This window comes from Brucella rhizosphaerae (assembly GCF_002252475.1).
In the GTDB taxonomy this organism is placed as follows: domain Bacteria; phylum Pseudomonadota; class Alphaproteobacteria; order Rhizobiales; family Rhizobiaceae; genus Brucella; species Brucella rhizosphaerae.
This window is the reverse complement of the sequence record NZ_NNRK01000029.1, coordinates 378,352-396,133: the sequence shown is the minus strand read 5'-3', so window position 1 is coordinate 396,133 and position 17,782 is coordinate 378,352. Positions and strand designations below refer to the sequence as shown.

The following is a 17,782-nucleotide window of genomic DNA, read 5'->3' as shown; positions in this document are numbered from 1 at the left end:
TTATTTTGATTTATTATTTAGTTCTCTGCGTTCTCTTAAAACCTCTTTTGAGAGACGCATTTTTATATGCGAATATGATGATTAATGATGTTTTTAAAGCATGCTTTTCTCAGCATTCTTTTGGTTGCATTGTGCACTCCAGGAAACAAGCGAGAATCGTTTAAATGGCCACAAAACTTTATCCTCTTGTGAAAGCTGCACATGGTGCGCTTCAAGCGGTTGCGGGCGTTCTCGTCGTTACGACAGCGATCCTGGCTTCCGGGTTAAATGCGCATTCTGAAACGAGCGGTGTTGTTGCTGTGGCCGTGACAGAAAGCAAGTTGATCGACTATCAGCCAAAGCTGACGCTATCGGGTGCAATTGCAGCCCGCTCGCTGGTCAATGTATCATTCCGCGTCAATGGACAGGTTGTCGAGCGTATGGTCGAAATCGGTCAACATGTGGATAAGGGTGCCATCCTCGCGCGGATCGACAATGCAGAGCAGCAGTCCAATATGCGTGTGGCACAGGCATCCAAGGATGCGGCTCAGGCCCAGCTTGTGCAGGCAGAAGCGAGTTTCAAACGTCAGAAAGCCCTGCTTGCGCAAGGTTTCACCACACGTTCTCAATATGACCAGTCCGAGCAGGTGTTGCGTACAGCGCAAAGCACGTTGATGAATGCCGAAAGCCAGCTTGGCAATGCGCGTGACGAGCTTTCCTACACGGAGCTTCATGCGCCGGTTTCCGGTGTGCTGACGGCCCGCAATATTGAAACCGGGCAGGTTGTGCAGGCAGCGCAGACAGCCTTCGCTATCGCAGAAGATGGCCCGCGTGATGCAATCTTCGACGTGCAGGAAACGCTCGTAAATTATGCCAAAATTGGCATGGACGTCACCTTGGCTTTGCTGTCGGATGAAACGATCCAGTCAGAAGGCAAAATTCGAGAAATTTCGCCGGTGGTTGATGCACAGACTGGCACAGTGCGAGTCAAAGTTGGCATTGCCAATACACCCGCGCAGATGGCGCTTGGGGCGACGATAACCGGTACGGTCCATATGGAAAATCAGCAAGTTGTGATCTTGCCCTGGAGCGCCATGACGTCCGATTCCGGTCGTACTGCTGTCTGGAGAGTGGCAAAAGATACGCAGGTGGCGACGCTCGTGCCAGTCAAGGTGCTGGCCTATGAAAAAGAGCGAGTCATTGTTGCGTCCGGCCTTGGTGTCGGTGAGCTCATCGTTACCAAAGGTGCACAAATGCTTCGTTCAGGTGCTCAGACCGAGATTGTACAAGGTGCTGAAGGAGCGGGCGCACAATGAAACCGACCATGAAGCTCTTGAGCTGCCTCGCTCTTGCTGGTTCGCTCGTCACACTTGCGGCGTGTGGAAAGGATGATGACAAATCATCCGAAGTCGAAACAATTCGCCCGGTGCTTTACACGATTGCAACCCCCAGACCCGCAACCCAAACCAGTTTTGCCGGAACAATAGAACCGCGATATTCGACGGATCTCGCCTTTCGTGTGCTGGGACGCATCATTGCGCGCCCGGTTATCGTGGGTGATCTCGTCAAGAAAGACGAAATGGTTGCGATGCTCGACCCTTCCACGCTCGATCTTGCGGTGCAGTCCGCAAAGGCTGACCTTTCGAGTGCCGAAGCACAATATGCCAATGCCGCCGCCAGTGAAGAGCGTCTGCACATCCTGCTTAAAGGCAACAATATCTCGCAGGCCGATTATGATGCTGCAAAACAGGCGCGTGACAGCGCTCAGGCCGGGCTTGAAAAGGCACAGGCTGGTTTGCGGAAAGCCGAAGATCAGCGCGGCTATGCTGTATTGAGCCCGGATTTTGACGGTGTCATTTCCGCAACCAATGCCGAAGTCGGCCAGGTGGTCGCCGCCGGGCAGGCGGTTATGACGGTTGCAAGACCCGACATTCGTGAAGCTGTTCTCGATATCCCGGACAGTATGACAGAATATTTTGTGGCCGGAACGCCGTTTAATGTCCAACTGCAAGCTGATCCTACCGTGACCGGGCAGGGGACCGTGCGTGAGGTTGCGCCGCAGGCAGATGCTCAGACCCGCACACGTCGTGTTCGGATTGCTCTTGAGAACCCGCCGGAAGGTTTCCGACTTGGTGCGACCATCAGGGCGGGGCTTGCAAGAGCGGAAAAAGATCATGTGCTTTTGCCGATACAGGCTTTGCTCGAAAAAGATGGCAAAACCCAAATCTGGGTCATTGATCCCAAAGCACAAATTGTAAGCCTCCATGACATTCAGGTTGTCGAACGTCGCAGCGAAAATTTTATTGCCGATAATGTTGAAGTTGGCAGCTATGTGGCGATTGCCGGAGTAAACGAGCTCAAGCAAGGGCAAAAAGTCCGTCTGGATGCAAAGGGAAGCAGCCTATGAAAAAAGGTTTTAATCTTTCCGATTGGGCTTTGAACCACCGGTCGCTTGTCTGGTATTTCATGCTTGTTTTTCTGGTCGCAGGGCTTGTTTCCTATCTCGACCTTGGCCGTGCCGAGGATCCGGAATTTACCGTGAAAACAATGGTCGTTCAGGCTAACTGGCCGGGCGCATCCATTGATGAGACGATGAATCAGGTCACAGACCGGATCGAAAAGAAGCTCGAAGAGCTCGATACTCTGGACTATACGCGCAGTGTAACCACAGCGGGCAAGTCGGTCGTATTTGTGTTTTTGAAGGATACGGTTCGCAAGGAACAGGTCACAAAAGCCTGGTCTGAAGTGCGTCATATGCTCGATGACATCAAGCCAAACATGCCGGAAGGCGTTTATGGTCCTTATTATAACGACAAGTTTGGCGATGTTTTTGGCAATATCTTTGCGTTCACTGCGGATGGGCTGTCGATGCGGCAGCTGCGTGATTATGCCGAGGACGTGCGCACAAAAATTCTGACCATCCCCAATGCGGGTAAGGTTGAACTCATCGGGGCGCAGGACGAGGCAATCTATCTTGAGTTCTCGACACGGCAGGTGGCGGCACTCGGCCTTGACCAGCAGGCCATCCTGAAGGCGTTGCAGGATCAGAACGCCATCACGCCATCAGGCGTTGTGCAGGCCGGTCCTGAGCGGATCAGCGTTCGTGTGAGCGGTCAGTTCAACTCGGAAGCCGATCTGCGTGCGGTCAATCTGCGTGTAAATGATCGCTTCTTCCGCTTGTCCGATGTCGCAACAATCACGCGCGGTTATGTTGATCCACCATCATCGATTTTCCGGGTCAATGGTCAGGATGCGATTGGTCTTGGCATCGGTATGAAGCCGAACGGCAATCTGCTTGAGTTCGGCGAGAAGCTCGATACGCTGATGGAACAGGTGAAGGCGGAACTGCCGGTTGGTATCAATGTCTCGAAGGTTGCCGATCAGCCTGAAGTCGTTCAAGACGCGGTTTCAGGGTTTACGAAGGCACTCTTTGAAGCGGTTGTGATCGTTCTGGCTGTCAGCTTCATCAGTCTTGGCTTGCGGGCAGGCTTTGTGGTGTCGCTGTCGATCCCGCTGGTGCTGGCAATCACTTTCCTTGCCATGTCTTTGATGGATATTTCGCTGCAACGTGTGTCACTCGGTGCACTCATTATCGCGTTGGGGCTTCTGGTCGATGATGCGATGATTGCGGTGGAAATGATGGTCGCGCGATTGGAGCAGGGCGACCCCATCAACAAAGCCGCGACCTATGTTTATTCGCACACGGCTTTTCCGATGTTGACGGGTACGCTGGTGACCATCGCGGGCTTCATTCCGATTGGCCTCAATACCAGTCAGGCGGGCGAATATACGTTCACGCTTTTTGTCGTGATTGCGGTTTCTCTGATCGTTTCATGGATTGTGGCCGTGTTGTTTGCACCGCTTCTCGGTGTGACACTTCTTCCCAAGAAAATGAAGCATCACGAGGAAAAGCGCAGTCGCTTTTTTCAAGCCTTTGCGAGGACCCTTCTTTTGGCGATGCGCCATAAGTGGATCACTATTATCACGACAATCGCTCTGTTTGTCGTCTCGGTTTTCGGCATGGGCTTCATCGAACGTCAGTTCTTCCCTCAGTCCGATCGTCCAGAACTGGTGATCGACTGGACCCTGCCGCAAAACAGTTCCATTGCCGATACCAAGGCACAGATGGAGCGTTTTGAACAGACAATGCTCAAGGGCAATCCAGATATCGAGCATTGGAGCACCTATGTCGGCCAAAGCGCGATCCGTTTCATTCTGTCTTTCGATGTGCAGCCAGCCAATCCGTATTTCGGACAGATGGTGGTTGTGGCCAAGGATGTGGAAGCGCGCGATCGCCTGAAAGCCAAATTTGATGACGTCTTCCGCAAGGATTATGTCGGTACCGACGTTTATGTGAAATTCCTTGAACTCGGACCGCCGGTCGGGCGCCCGGTTCAGTATCGCATCTCAGGCCCTGATATTCAGAAACTGCGTGGCATTACGCAGGATTTTGCGGGCATCATGAGTGCGGATAAGCGGCTTGGCGTCGTCAACTACAACTGGAATGAACCGGGACGTGTTATCCGTGTCGACGTGATGCAGGATAAGGCGCGTAAGCTGGGCATTTCCTCAAAGGATATTGCCACGACATTGAATGGTGTGGTCGGTGGCATCAGCATCACGCAGGTTCGGGATTCGATCTATCTCATCGATGTAATTGTTCGCGCCCAGAAGCATGAACGCGATTCCATTGACACGTTGCAAAGCCTGCAGATTGCGACGGGTAACGGTAGCTCGGTCCCACTCGCAGCGATTGCCAATTTCCGCTACGAGCTTGAACAGCCGGTGATCTATCGTCGTTCACGCATTCCAACCATAACTGTTGCTGCTGGTATTGTTGATAAAACGATGCCCGATACGATCGTTAAGGAGCTGGAACCTTCGGTGAAAGCGTTCGTTGACAAGCACCCTGCAGGCTATTCCATTGCCACAGCTGGCACGGTTGAGGAAAGCGGTAAGAGCCAGGGACCGATTGTAGCCGTGGTGCCACTGATGCTGTTCGTGATGGCAACGGTGCTGATGCTGCAATTGCAGAGCTTCCAGCGTTTGTTCCTCGTGGTGGCAGTCGCTCCGCTGGGTTTGATTGGTGTGGTCGCGGCACTGCTTCCGAGTGGCAAGCCGCTTGGCTTCGTGGCGATACTTGGGGTGTTGGCACTCATCGGTATTCTCATCCGTAACTCGGTCATTCTGATCGTGCAGGTCGAGGAGCATATAACCGATGGCATTCATCCCTGGGACGCTGTGGTGATGGCCAGTCAGCACCGTATGCGGCCGATTGCGCTGACAGCAGCGGCCGCAAGTCTGGCACTGATCCCTATTGCGCGCGAAGTGTTCTGGGGACCGATGGCCTATGCCATGATGGGCGGCATCATTGCCGGTACAGCAATTACGCTTCTGTTCCTGCCAGCGCTCTATGTGGCATGGTTCCGCATTAAGGAACCTGACGCGGAACACACCGAAACAGCGGTGGAGCCGCAGCCACAACATTGATATGAAGAAGGCCCGCTTAAAGCGGGCCTTTACTTGTTTTGGAGAATGATCATGCAAACTGCTCCATCCCTTATGCTGAAAGAAACTGAACAGTCACCAGGTGTTGTGGCTAAACTTCTTGAAGCCGAGGCTGGAACATTTTCTGAGATTGGGCGACTGTTTGAGAAGTCACCAGCCGTCATAACCACTGCTGCGCGTGGTTCTTCCGATCATGCAGCTACATTTTTCAAGTATCTGATGGAAATTGCGACGGGTATTCCTGTTGCATCCATCGGCCCGTCCGTTGCTTCTGTCTATGGCGCAGAGTTGAAACTGAACGGTGGCCTGCACTTCACTGTATCGCAATCAGGCGCAAGTCCCGACATTATCGCCGTGCAGGAAGCGGCAAAGCGGGGCGGTGCAACAACTGTCGCCGTGGTGAATGTCACGGATAGTCCGCTGGCAAAATCTGCCGATATTGTTCTGGCACTTCATGCTGGCGAAGAAAAAAGCGTTGCGGCAACCAAGTCTTTCATCGCGTCGGTGGCCGCTCTGTCCGGGGTTGTTGCTGTGGCAAGCGAGGACAAAGGCTTACAGGCCGGATTGGGTCGCTTGCCAGAAGCTCTCGCTGCGACAAAGCCCGAAGGTCGTGAGATAGTCGAAGATCTGCTTTTCGATGCCCGGTCGCTGTTCACAGGCGGACGTGGCACGGCCTATGCTATTTCGCTTGAAGCGGCGCTGAAAGCCAAGGAAACTGCGAACATCCATGCAGAAGCTTTTTCGCTTGCCGAACTGATGCATGGCCCGATGCGTCTGGTGGAAGATGGCTTTCCGATCCTCTCTTTTATCCCGCAGGACGAGGCATTGAAAACAAGCCTTGAAGCACTCAACCGGCTCGGCTCGTTTGGTGCCAGTCTTGTATCATTCGGCAATGCTGAGGTTCCTGGTTATCGCATACCATCGGCCAGTACGGGCAATGGGCATCTCGATCCGCTGGTCTCGCTTATCAACTATTACCGCATCATCGAAGCTGTAACGCGTCGCAAGGGGTTCGACCCGGACAAGCCGCGTAATCTTGCCAAGGTAACGTCCACCGTTTGATGGTTCTCAATCGGCGGTTCACACTTTCCAGTATCTTTCCATCGATCTCTTCATCGTGACGCATTATCGACTTGATAGCGCAATCCGGTCAGTGCATTACGCATTCTGGCATGGCTTGTGCTGCGTCGTGCAGTAGAAATCACGATGTGGTTGTGCCTGCACGATAGAGTAGTTTCGGTTGAACGAAATCATAAGAACCACTCTATCATTTAGTTTTACGCACTGTCCGGCGCATTCGCTCCGTACTTTTGCTGGAAATGCTTTTGAGGAAGTCCGATGCATAACTTTGTCCTGACCGTCACCTGTAGATCCACGCGCGGTATCGTTGCCGCTATTTCCGGTTATTTGTCGGGCAAGGGTTGCAACATCGTCGACAGTGCTCAGTTTGACGATTTGGACACAGGTCGCTTCTTCATGCGCGTCAGCTTCATTTCTGAGGAAGGTGTGCCGCTTGAGGCATTGCGCGACGGCTTTACGCCGATCGCCGCTCCTTTCGAGATGAATTTTGATTTCCATGACAATGCACATCGCACAAAGACGCTGCTCATGGTGTCGCGTTTTGGCCATTGCCTCAACGATCTTCTTTATCGCTGGAAGATCGGGGCGCTGCCAATTGATATCGTCGGTGTTGTGTCGAACCATTTCGATTACCAGAAGGTCGTCGTGAATCACGACATTCCCTTCCACCACGTGGCTGTCACCAAAGCCAACAAGCCCGAAGCCGAACAGCGCCTTCTTGATATAGTCAATGAGACCGAAACAGAGCTGGTTGTTCTTGCGCGTTACATGCAGGTTTTGTCAGATCCGCTTTGCCAGAAAATGTCGGGCCGCATCATCAATATCCATCACTCGTTCCTGCCGTCCTTCAAGGGTGCGAACCCTTACAAGCAAGCCTATGAGCGCGGCGTGAAGCTGATCGGCGCTACCGCGCATTACGTGACCGCTGATCTTGATGAAGGCCCGATCATTGAGCAGGATGTTGCGCGTGTTACGCATGCGCAGAGTGCGGCGGATTATGTGTCCATCGGACGCGATGTCGAAGCACAGGTTCTGGCGCGCGCTGTTCACGCGCATATTCATCACCGCTCGTTCCTCAATGGCAATCGTACCGTTGTATTTCCGGCTAGCCCCGGCTCATTCGCATCAGAACGTATGGGGTGATCGACCAGTCGATATTTACGCACTGACGGCCTGCAAATGGCGCTTCTCTGCGCTTCCGGTGCTCATGTACCTTAAAGTACACTCCGCTCCGGTTCTCGAGAAAGCACCATTTTCGCCGCGTCATTGCAAAAATCTCAACCGGTCGATGCGTTGTGCCAATTCAAAGATTAAGCCAAAAAAACCCCGCCGGAGCGGGGTTTTCTTTTAATCTGAGATAAGACCAATTAGTCGATATCGAAGGAAACGCCCTGTGCGAGCGGGAGAGCCTTCGAATAGTTCACAGTGTTGGTTGCACGGCGCATATAGCCCTTCCATGCATCCGAACCCGATTCACGACCGCCACCGGTTTCCTTTTCGCCGCCGAATGCGCCGCCGATTTCAGCACCCGAAGTACCGATATTGACGTTTGCAATGCCGCAATCCGAACCTTCAGCCGAAAGGAAGCGCTCTGCTTCTTGCAGGTTCAGCGTGAAGATCGACGAGGACAGGCCAGCGCCAACTTCATTGTGGCTCGCCAGAACGTCGTCGAAGTCAGAATACTTCATGACGTAAAGGATTGGCGCGAAGGTTTCTTCGAGAACCGGACCCTGCTGCTTTGGCATTTCAACGATAGCTGGACGCACATAATAAGCATCTTCGTAACCAGCATCGACGCGTTCGCCGCCCTGTACGTTGCCGCCATGTGCTGATGCATCTTTCAATGCCTTCTGCATGTTGTCGAAAGCAGCCTTGTCGATCAATGGACCAACCAGTGCAGTGGTTTCGAGCGGCGAACCAACGGAAACGCTGGCATAGGCCTTCTGCAAACGCGGAACGAGCGTGTCATAAACGCTTTCATGCACGAACAGACGGCGCAGGGTGGTGCAACGCTGACCAGCTGTACCCATGGCACCGAAAGCAATTGCGCGCAGCGCCATGTCGAGATCGGCTGACGGGCAGACGATGCCTGCATTGTTGCCGCCGAGTTCGAGGATCGCACGAGCGAAACGCTTTGCAAGGCGTGGACCAACTTCGCGGCCCATACGGGTCGAACCGGTTGCCGAAAGAACCGGAACCTTCGGGCTGTCAACGAGAACTTCGCCAATGGTGCGGTCGCCGAGGACAACTTCTGAAAGACCTTCCGGCGCATCGCCAAAGCGCTTGAGGGCGCGTTTGAAGATTGCGTCACAGGCAATAGCGGTGAGCAGGGTCTTTTCCGAAGGCTTCCAGACAACTGCGTTGCCACAAACGATGGCGAGAGCAGAGTTCCATGCCCAGACAGCTACGGGGAAGTTGAATGCCGAGATAACACCAACTACGCCAAGCGGATGCCAGGTTTCCATCATGCGATGGCCAGCACGTTCGGTTGCGATGGTGAGGCCGTAGAGCTGACGCGACAGACCAACTGCGAAATCGCAGATGTCGATCATTTCCTGAACTTCGCCGAGACCTTCCGAAGGAATCTTGCCAGCTTCGAGCGAAACGAGACGGCCCAGATCGTCCTTGGAAGCGCGGAGTTCTTCACCGAGCAGGCGAATGAGTTCGCCACGCTTTGGTGCCGGAACATTGCGCCATACGCGGAAAGCTTCATCAGCCTTGTCGATGATCCTGGCTGCATCTTCCTTGCTGTGGGTCTTGACCGAAGCAATCTGTTCACCGGAAACCGGGCTGAAACCAGCAAGGTCACCCGACGTGTAGATCGAGGCTTCAACGCCGAGCTTCGAAAGCAGCTCTGCGGCTTCTTTCTTCACGTCGAGTTTTTTTACAGCGGTGTTCATGTTTTTCCTCTTGGTCTCTTTGTACTAGGGCAGTTCAAATTAAAACGCGTATCGCAGATACTGCTCTAGTTGTTCATCTTTACGCATTGTCCGACGCAAAACCGCGCCGCGCTTTTGCTGGAAATGCTTTATTCTGCTGCTTCAAGGCCACTCAGGCGAGCCTGTACAGCTTCGATGGATTCGCGCTCGATGCGACCATAATGCTCGAACTCATTAAGCACTTTGGCGCCAAGGTCTTCTTCGAAACGCTTTTGGTTCGGGCTTTCCACAAAATCCTGTGCGTCGTTGTCACCCAGATTGGACTGGAAGATACCAGCAGCACTGACCGGCAGGAAGTCTTCATAGGTGATAGGGTCGAACTGGACTGCGCCGCCTTCGATCAAGGTCTCAATATCGGTATCTGTTCTGAAGGCTGCAAGGCGTGCGGCATCCTTGACCGAGTAAGCGAAGTAGCCAAGGCCTTCTTCGCGAATGCCGGCCCAGGTGTCGGGGAAGGCCGCAAAAGTATCGCTCAGAGCCTGCACATAGGCAGTTGAGTTCGAGCCGTCCGGTGCAGGACGTGCAATAGCGCGAGTGTCGTTGAGCAGTTTGTCGTAAAGCGCGCGACCCTTGGGGGTGAGCGCTACGCCGCGCTGTTCGATTTCGCCGAAACGAGCGGTGTGCGAGCCAGGTGTCCATTTGCCATCTTCACCGATGAACGAGACTTCTTCTTCCAGCGCCTTGAAAGATGTCTGGCGCAGAAGAATCGCACATTTGCGCGTTGGTGGGCCCTCAACCACGGCTTTCGGATTAATGCCGCGTTCTGGCATCTGATTTTGAACGGCATCGATGTCGAGCGTGCGTGGGGTCAGGTGGTTGATATGTGGGCCCTTGAAGGACACGACGTCTGCAATCAGGCGATGTGCATCGTGGAGGCGATGATAAAGATCGGCGCTGACATTGGCATGATCGTGCCAACGGAAAGTTTCCAGAACTTCCTGGACGAGAGACTTGGCGTCTGCGTCACTAAGACCGCCTTCAGCTTCTGCCTTTTCGACGAGAGCGATTGCGCCCGGCGTGAAGATATTACGCTTGGAAAGAACCTCTTCCGATTCTGCACGCAGCTTTTCGTCAGAGATCAGATCAAGACGCAGCAACGATGTAAAAACACGGAATGGATTGTGCTTGAGTGCAGCATCGTCAATCGGACGGAATGCAGTTGAATGCACAGGCACGCCAGCAGCACTCAGATCGTAATAACCGACCGGGAACATGCCCATGACAGCGAAAACGCGGCGCATCATGGAAAGTTCGGCAGCGGTGCCGAGGCGGATTGCACCGTGACGCTCTTCGGAAATGCGCTCAAGCGAGTCGGTTTCCGTCAGGCGTTCGTGCAGATGAGTATCATCCGCCAAAACCTTGGCGTTAACGTCGGCGACGAGCTCCATCAGCGTGCCATAGGCGGGCACTTCTTGCTTATACATGGCCGACATCGCTGCTGAGAATGCAGAGCGAATGGCGTCTGGCGAAATGAATTTATGCTCGTTCATTGCGAAAGCTTCCGTAGAACTTGTGTCATCTTGGGGACGGACATGTTATTTGCGGGAGGAACATGCCGGGATTATGATGAAAATGTATCATATCAGCCGTTTTGCCGTTATGATCGCGACGAACGCAACTATGTTAATGCGAGATTGGAATGAAGCTTAGCAGGAGACTGATCCCTGACATTGCCACGCTACAGGCGTTTGAATGTGCGGCCCGACATGGCAGTTTCACGCAAGCGGCCAATGAACTCAATCTGACCCAGAGCGCTGTCAGTCGCCAGATCAAGGATCTCGAAAGCCAGCTTGGTGTGCTGCTGTTTGAACGTATCCGCCAGCGCATTCTCTTGTCGGATGCCGGGCGCAAATTCCTGCCGGAAGTGCGGCGTCTGCTCAACCAGACGGAAGACACGATGCTGCGCGCCATGGCGTCTGCACAATCGACCTCCTCTTTCAGTGTCGCAACTTTGCCCACCTTTGGTACGCGCTGGCTGATGCCGCGTATTCCGGATTTTATTGAAAAGCATCCCGGTATCGCGATCAATGTCGCGTCACGTTCCGGCGTTTTTGATTTTGAAGAGCAGCCCTTCGATCTTGCCATTCATTATGGTCAGCCGGTTTGGGCGCACGCGACCTGTACCTTTCTTTGCAGCGAAGTCATTGTGCCAGTGGCCAGCCCAAGCCTTCTCAAAGCACGTCATCCAGCCAGTCCCGAAGAGCTTGAAAACGAGCCGCTCCTGCATCTGGCAACGCGTCCCAAAATGTGGGCGCAATGGTTTGAGAGCTGTGGCGTTGAAGGCAAATCCGCCTATCGCGGCCATCGCTTCGATCAGTTTTCCATGGTGATTGGTGCAGCACTTGCCGGGCTCGGCTTCGCTTTGCTGCCACTTTATCTGATTGAGCAGGAACTGCGTGACGGCGAACTGGTCATGCTTTTCGAGCAGCCGATGCGCACCGAGAATGACTACTATCTCGTTGTGCCTGAAGGTAAACTCGAAAACCCACTGACCCAGGTGTTCTGTCAGTGGATTGCAGGGCAGGTCGGTAATACGGATTATTCAGGCTTGGTGGTCTGATTCCGACATTTGCATCCTCGATACAAGCGTTAAACAAATGTCGGAATCAAAAAGACCACTAGCAAGCATATGAATCTAGTGGATTTTTGGAATTTGACGTTTGAAAGAGCATTTGTGTCAGTCGGGGTTCAAACGTCAAACTCGATCCACTCGTTCATTCCGAACTGGAATGAACTGTTGCGTAAATATTGCTGTCCTTGAGACTTCCAGCGCGTGAAATAGTTTTGGCGGTAATTGCCGTCTGTTTTTCATTATATGAAATGGTTGCCGTTCATGCTCAACGATCCACGCTCTCATGGCCTTTGGGAAAAGACCGCTCCAGCCGCACCTGAAACCACCACGCTTAAAGGCGATCTGACTGCCGACGTGGTGATTGTCGGTGGTGGCTTCACCGGGCTTTCCACCGCGTTGCATCTCGCGGAAAAGGGCACGAAAGCAATCGTGCTGGAAGGGATCGAAATCGGTTATGGCGGTTCGGGCCGCAATGTCGGTCTGGTCAATGCAGGCATGTGGGTCATGCCCGACGATCTGCCGGGTGTGCTGGGCCAGAAGCATGGCGACCGTCTGCTCGACGTGCTTGGCAATGCGCCGAAGCTGGTTTTTGAACTGATCGAAAAGCACCGGATCGCCTGCGAAGTTGAAAAGCAGGGAACCTTGCATTGCGCAGTTGGCAAGGACGGGCTTAAGGAGCTTGAAGATCGCCATGAACAATGGGCGCGTCGCGGCGCTAATGTGAAGCTGCTCGATGCGAAGGAAACCGAAGCCAAGGTTGGCACCAAAGCCTATGCTGGTTCATTGCTCGATTTGCGGGCCGGAACAATTCAGCCGCTTGCTTATGTGCGCGGTTTGGCACATGCAGCGGTCGCCGCAGGTGCGCAAATCTTTACGGCAAGCCCGGTAACCGGTGCCAGCGAACAGAACGGCAAGTGGGTCGTGAAGACCGCCACAGGTACCGTGACAGCGGATTGGGTTGTGGTTGCAACCAACGCCTACACCAATGTGCCGTGGGCTGAGGTGCGCGCGGAACTGGTACATCTGCCTTACTTCAACATGGCCACCAAACCCCTTTCTGACAATGTGAAAAAGAGCATTCTCCCAGAACGTCAGGGCGCCTGGGATACAAAGGAAGTTCTGTCGTCTTTCCGTTTCGATCAGCAGGGCCGTCTTGTCTTCGGTAGCGTTGGTGCGTTGCGCAATACGGGTGCGGCTGTTCATACGGCATGGGCGAAAAAGTCATTGAAGCGCTTGTTCCCGCAAATTGGCAATGTCGAGTTTGAAGCTGAGTGGTATGGCAAGATTGGTATGACCAATGACAGTCTGCCGAAGTTCCATCGTCTTGACCGGAATGTCGTTGGCTTCTCCGGTTATAATGGTCGCGGTATCGCACCGGGCACCGTATTCGGACGTTTGCTGGCAGAACTCGTTTCCGGCGCCATCTCTGAAGATGATTTGCCTTTGCCCGTCAGTGATCCGAAGGCACAGAATTTCCGCAGCTTGCGTGAAGCCTATTATGAAGCTGGAGCACAGGTGGCACACGCAGCTGGGATAATCATCTGAAGCTGCCTCACACTGTCATATAATTGAAGCCAAAGCCCGTTATGGCATCCGCATCGCCTCCTGGTTGGAAGTGATGCGGAAGGCGAAATTGATCTATTCAAGTGATAGATGCCCTTCTGCAGAGTAGAAATCTGCCGGAGGGCATTTTGCTTTTCAAAATCGGTTCCGATTTTGAAGCATATGTTTTAGAGCTTGTTTGACAGGTGAGTCATGAACAGGAATGATCGCGCTTCTCAATACGACAGTATCTGCGCCCTTTCGGCCCGTATGCAGCGCCGTCACGCCGGAGCGGCAGGACACACTGCGGAAAATCACACGGAAATTCGAGGAGCCAACTCCATGAACAAGATGCTGAAGCGGGCCAGTGCCATCCCGGCTCTTCTTGCTCTCTCTATCGCCGTCGCTCAGGCCGATACGCTGACGCTTTATACGTCGCAGCCCGAAGCAGACGCAGCAAAGACCGTCGAGGCTTTCCGCAAGGCAAACCCCGATACGGATGTTCAGATTTTCCGTTCGGGCACGAGTGAACTTCTCACCAAGCTTGCCGCTGAATTTTCGGCTGGCGCACCGCAGCCTGACATTCTTCTCATCGCTGATGCCGTGACGATGGAAGGTCTGAAGAAGGACAAGCGTCTTCTTGCCTATCCGGAAGCTAAGGTCGATGGTTTTGCCGCAGATAGCTATGATGCCGACAAGACCTATTTCGGCTCAAAGCTCATTACCACTGGTATCGTCTATAACACGGGTGCCACGCAGAAGCCTGAACATTGGGCTGATCTTGCGACCACTGAGTATAAGGGGCAGGTGGTTATGCCAAGCCCGCTTTATTCGGGTGCTGCGGCTTACCTTCTGAGTGGTTTTGCGCTTAACAAGGATCTCAGCTGGGACTACTTCAAAAGCCTCAAGACCAATGAACTTGCGAGCGTTAAAGGTAACGGCGCCGTGCTGAAATCGGTTGCCAGTGGTGAGAAGCCTTACGGTATTCTGGTAGATTTCATGGCATTGAATGCCAAGGCAAAGGGTTCGCCAATCGAGTTCGTCTTCCCGTCGGAAGGCGTGCCAGCGGTAACTGAACCAGTTGCGATTATGGCGACTGCCAAGAATGTTGACGGCGCTAAGAAGTTTGTAGACTTCATCCTGTCCGATGATGGTCAGAAGCTTGCGCTTGAACAGGGCTATCTGCCTGCCAAGGAAGGCGTTGGCCGCCCTGCATGGCTGCCGGAAGGCACCAAGATCAACATTATGCCCATCGACACCCAGAAGGTGCTTGAACAGACTGACGCTGACAAGAAGCAGTTTTCCGAGCTCTTCGGCGGATAAGGCAAGACGTTTTTATGCGTATGTTTCGAGATATTCAGGGCCGTGATGCGGCCCTGATCGTTGGAATAACCCTGATTGTGGCGCTGCTATCGCTTTTGCCGATGGCACGCTTGCTCATTGAGCTTGTCGCACCGCAGGGCAGGTTATCTGCGTCCGTGCTGATCGAGACACTCGGCAACCAGTCGACATGGGTTGCGACCTGGCACTCCTTGCAGATCGGCATTGGCGGCACCTTGCTGGCGCTCATCTTCGGTATTGCAGCCGCATTGCTTGTCGGTCTCACCAATATGCGCGGGCGCAACGTCTTCGTCCTTTTCTATGTCACACCGCTGCTCATTGCCCCTCAGGTCACTGCATTGGCGTGGCTGCAATTGTTTGGGCCATCAAGCCAGCTTCTTAAAGTCATCGGTATGGCTCCGCCGCTCGGTAGCCGCAATCCACTCTATTCGGTCTGGGGCATTATCTTTCTGCTAGGCGTACAATACGGGCCGCTGGTCTTCCTGATCGTGCGGGCAGGCTTGCGCAAGCTGCCGCGTGAGCTGGTCGAAGCGGGCTTAAGTGCCGGTGCCAGCAAATGGATGGTCCTGCGCACGATCATTCTGCCACTGATGACACCTTCAATCATTGGTGCAGCCGCATTGGCCTTTGTCTCTTGTGTTGGCAATTTCGGCATTCCCGCGTTTTTAGGCATTCCATCGAATTATCTGGTCCTGCCGACGCTGATTTATCAGCGACTTGCAGGTGGTGGGCCAGCCGTGCTTTCGAGCGTTGCAGTGCTTTCTGTGCTGATCGGACTGATTGCCATGGCAGGTATTGCCGCGCAGGATTATGCGTCGCGCCGCCGTGATTTCCGCATTGTTTCGACATCTCTGCCAGCCGCACCCTTTATGCTGGGTCGTTGGCGGTTGCTGGCGGAAATTGCCGCGTGGCTGCTTATTATTATTGTGCTGTTTCTGCCGCTAATCGGGCTCACGCTGTCGGCTCTTGTTCCTGCTTACGGCGTGCCGCTGACATTTGCGACTGCAACGTCCGAAAACTTCCGTTTTGTGCTGCTTGAACATGGCGGTGCTGCGCGGGCATTTGCCAATAGTATAATGCTCTCTCTGGCTGCGGCCTTGTTTGCAGTTCTGCTGGCTGTGCCACTTGCCTATATGCTGGTATGGCGCAAGCGACGCTGGACGCCGATCCTTAATTTTGCAGCTGAGATGCCTTATGCATTGCCGGGTGTAGTGCTGGCCATCGCTTGCTTGTTGTTGTTCCTGAAGCCGTTGCCGGTGGTTGGCGTCGGTCTTTACAACACGATCTGGATCATCCTGTTTGCCTATCTTGCGCGCTTCTTCGTTCTGGCTTTGCGGCCAACGGTTGCCGGGCTTCACCAGATAGACCGAGCACTGGAAGAGGCGGCACGAATTGCAGGGGCTGGGCTTTTCTATCGCCTGAGAACCATTATATTTCCGCTGGTGGCTCCGGCTACGCTTGCAGGTGGCGTGCTCATCTTCATGACCGCTTTTTGCGAACTGACAGTTTCGGCGCTTTTGTGGGCGTCCGGATCAGAGACGTTGGGCGTGGTCATGTTCTCGTTTGAGCAAGCCGGGGATTCTGCTTATGCAGCAGCCATTTCCATTTTGGCTGTTGCGGTAACATTCATACTGATGCTTGCAACCAATCTGTTTGCGCGACGTCTTCCAAATGGAGTGCTGCCATGGCGCGACTGAAAATTGATCAGGTTTCCAAAACCTTTAATGACTTCCAAGCCTTATCCGAAGTGTCGTTGGACGTGAAGGATGGGGAGTTTGTCGCCATTCTTGGGCCTTCGGGCTGTGGCAAGACCACACTTTTGCGCATGATTGCGGGCTTTGAAGAGCTGGATGGCGGTGAAATTCATATCGGCGAAAAGCGCGTCTCGCATGTTGATGGCTCCAAAGGGGGCAGTGTGCCACCGGAAAAACGGCAGATAGGTATCGTCTTCCAGAATTACGCGCTATGGCCGCATATGACGGTTGCCGAGAATGTCGGCTATAGCCTGCGCGTGGCAAAGGTTGCGAAAGCGGAACGTGAACATCGCGTCAAGGAAGCCTTGGCGCTCGTCGATCTTGACGGGTTCGGGGATCGCCGCCCGGCTAATTTGTCCGGCGGTCAGCGACAGCGTGTGGCCCTTGCCCGATGTCTGGTGGCTGCGCCATCGCTCGTGCTGTTCGATGAGCCGCTGGCCAATCTCGATGTGCACTTGCGCGCTTCGATGGAAGATGAGTTTGCGGCATTCCATAAGCGCACGGGTACGACGATTATCTACATCACTCACGATCAGGCTGAGGCCATGGCGCTCGCTGATCGTATCGCGGTGCTTGATCAGGGCAAGCTTCAACAGTTTGACACGCCACGCAAACTTTATGAAGAACCGGCAAGCGAAATGGTCGCGTCCTTTATCGCCCATGGCATGGTCCTGCCTGGGGAGGTGCTTTCGTTCGCCGAGCGTGGGCATTGCGAGGTGTTGGCACTGGGAAGCCGCGCTCAGGTGCGGTGCTCTGGTATTGAAGTGCCACGTGCGAACGCGAAGCTCTGTGTCCGGGCAGAAGACTTGCAGTTGACTGAAACCGGCGGCATTCCGGTTCGGGTCAAACGTTCGGTTTATCGCGGCGGAGGTTCACGCATTGAAGCTCATGCGATCGCAAAGCCGGACATCCAGCTGCATTTTGAAGTGCGTGATCCTGTACGCCTTGAAGAGGGCGACGAAGTACGCGTCGCCATCCGCGATGGCTGGATTATCCCCACCGACGAGATGCCAGTGAGAAAAGTCTCAACCGGTTTTCCGATTGGCAATAAGATCTGAATGTAAAAA

At 53.8% G+C, this 17,782-nt stretch carries 12 protein-coding genes; 10 read left to right on the top strand and 2 right to left on the bottom strand.

The genetic code is table 11. The features are described 5' to 3' along the window. Nucleotides 1-164: 164 nt before the first annotated feature. From CEV32_RS14600 to purU, 5 genes are all read left to right on the top strand, one after another. Nucleotides 165-1,295 carry an efflux RND transporter periplasmic adaptor subunit gene (locus CEV32_RS14600; RefSeq protein ID WP_094577814.1) on the top strand — a complete coding sequence of 377 codons (1,131 nt, stop codon included), beginning with the start codon at nucleotides 165-167 and terminating at the stop codon, nucleotides 1,293-1,295. Further along, entirely contained in the window at nucleotides 1,292-2,386 is a 1,095-nt protein-coding gene (locus tag CEV32_RS14595; RefSeq protein WP_094577813.1) for an efflux RND transporter periplasmic adaptor subunit, read from the top strand. The genes CEV32_RS14600 and CEV32_RS14595 overlap by 4 nt, the downstream gene beginning before the upstream one ends. Continuing rightward, on the top strand, nucleotides 2,383-5,469 hold the full coding sequence (locus CEV32_RS14590) for an efflux RND transporter permease subunit (RefSeq protein ID WP_094577812.1): 3,087 nt from the start codon (nucleotides 2,383-2,385) through the stop codon (nucleotides 5,467-5,469). Before CEV32_RS14595 ends, CEV32_RS14590 begins: the two co-directional genes overlap by 4 nt. Before the next feature lie 51 nt (nucleotides 5,470-5,520). Continuing rightward, the gene (locus tag CEV32_RS14585; RefSeq protein ID WP_094577811.1) at nucleotides 5,521-6,549 is read left to right on the top strand and encodes an SIS domain-containing protein; all 1,029 of its coding nucleotides are present in this window, start codon (nucleotides 5,521-5,523) and stop codon (nucleotides 6,547-6,549) included. Between the two features lie 276 nt (nucleotides 6,550-6,825). Next, on the top strand, nucleotides 6,826-7,710 hold the full coding sequence (purU, locus tag CEV32_RS14580) for a formyltetrahydrofolate deformylase (protein ID WP_094577810.1): 885 nt from the start codon (nucleotides 6,826-6,828) through the stop codon (nucleotides 7,708-7,710). Between the two features lie 224 nt (nucleotides 7,711-7,934). Here purU and amaB read toward each other — a convergent pair whose 3' ends face one another. Together amaB and hglS are read right to left on the bottom strand one after the other, a co-directional pair. Then, the gene (gene amaB / locus CEV32_RS14575; RefSeq protein WP_094577809.1) at nucleotides 7,935-9,467 is read right to left on the bottom strand and encodes an L-piperidine-6-carboxylate dehydrogenase; all 1,533 of its coding nucleotides are present in this window, start codon (nucleotides 9,465-9,467) and stop codon (nucleotides 7,935-7,937) included. Between the two features lie 128 nt (nucleotides 9,468-9,595). Further along, nucleotides 9,596-10,996, bottom strand: coding sequence for a 2-oxoadipate dioxygenase/decarboxylase HglS (gene hglS, locus CEV32_RS14570; RefSeq protein ID WP_094577808.1), 1,401 nt, complete (start codon nucleotides 10,994-10,996; stop codon nucleotides 9,596-9,598). 149 nt (nucleotides 10,997-11,145) lie between these two features. On the opposite strand from hglS, the gene CEV32_RS14565 reads away from it, so the two are divergent. The 5 genes from CEV32_RS14565 (at nucleotide 11,146) to CEV32_RS14545 (ending at nucleotide 17,773) form a co-directional block, all read left to right on the top strand. Then, nucleotides 11,146-12,066, top strand: a complete 921-nt coding sequence (locus CEV32_RS14565; RefSeq protein ID WP_094577807.1) for a LysR family transcriptional regulator — start codon at nucleotides 11,146-11,148, stop codon at nucleotides 12,064-12,066. Between the two features lie 273 nt (nucleotides 12,067-12,339). Beyond that, the gene (locus tag CEV32_RS14560) at nucleotides 12,340-13,623 is read left to right on the top strand and encodes an NAD(P)/FAD-dependent oxidoreductase (protein ID WP_094577806.1); all 1,284 of its coding nucleotides are present in this window, start codon (nucleotides 12,340-12,342) and stop codon (nucleotides 13,621-13,623) included. Between the two features lie 339 nt (nucleotides 13,624-13,962). Continuing rightward, complete coding sequence (locus CEV32_RS14555) at nucleotides 13,963-14,943, top strand: ABC transporter substrate-binding protein (protein WP_094577805.1); 981 nt, start codon at nucleotides 13,963-13,965, stop codon at nucleotides 14,941-14,943. Nucleotides 14,944-14,957: 14 nt separating this feature from the next. Then, a complete protein-coding gene (locus CEV32_RS14550) occupies nucleotides 14,958-16,658 on the top strand; it encodes an ABC transporter permease (protein WP_094577804.1) in 1,701 nt (566 codons plus the stop codon). Continuing rightward, a complete protein-coding gene (locus CEV32_RS14545) occupies nucleotides 16,646-17,773 on the top strand; it encodes an ABC transporter ATP-binding protein (RefSeq protein ID WP_094577803.1) in 1,128 nt (375 codons plus the stop codon). The genes CEV32_RS14550 and CEV32_RS14545 overlap by 13 nt, the downstream gene beginning before the upstream one ends. Nucleotides 17,774-17,782: the final 9 nt, after the last annotated feature.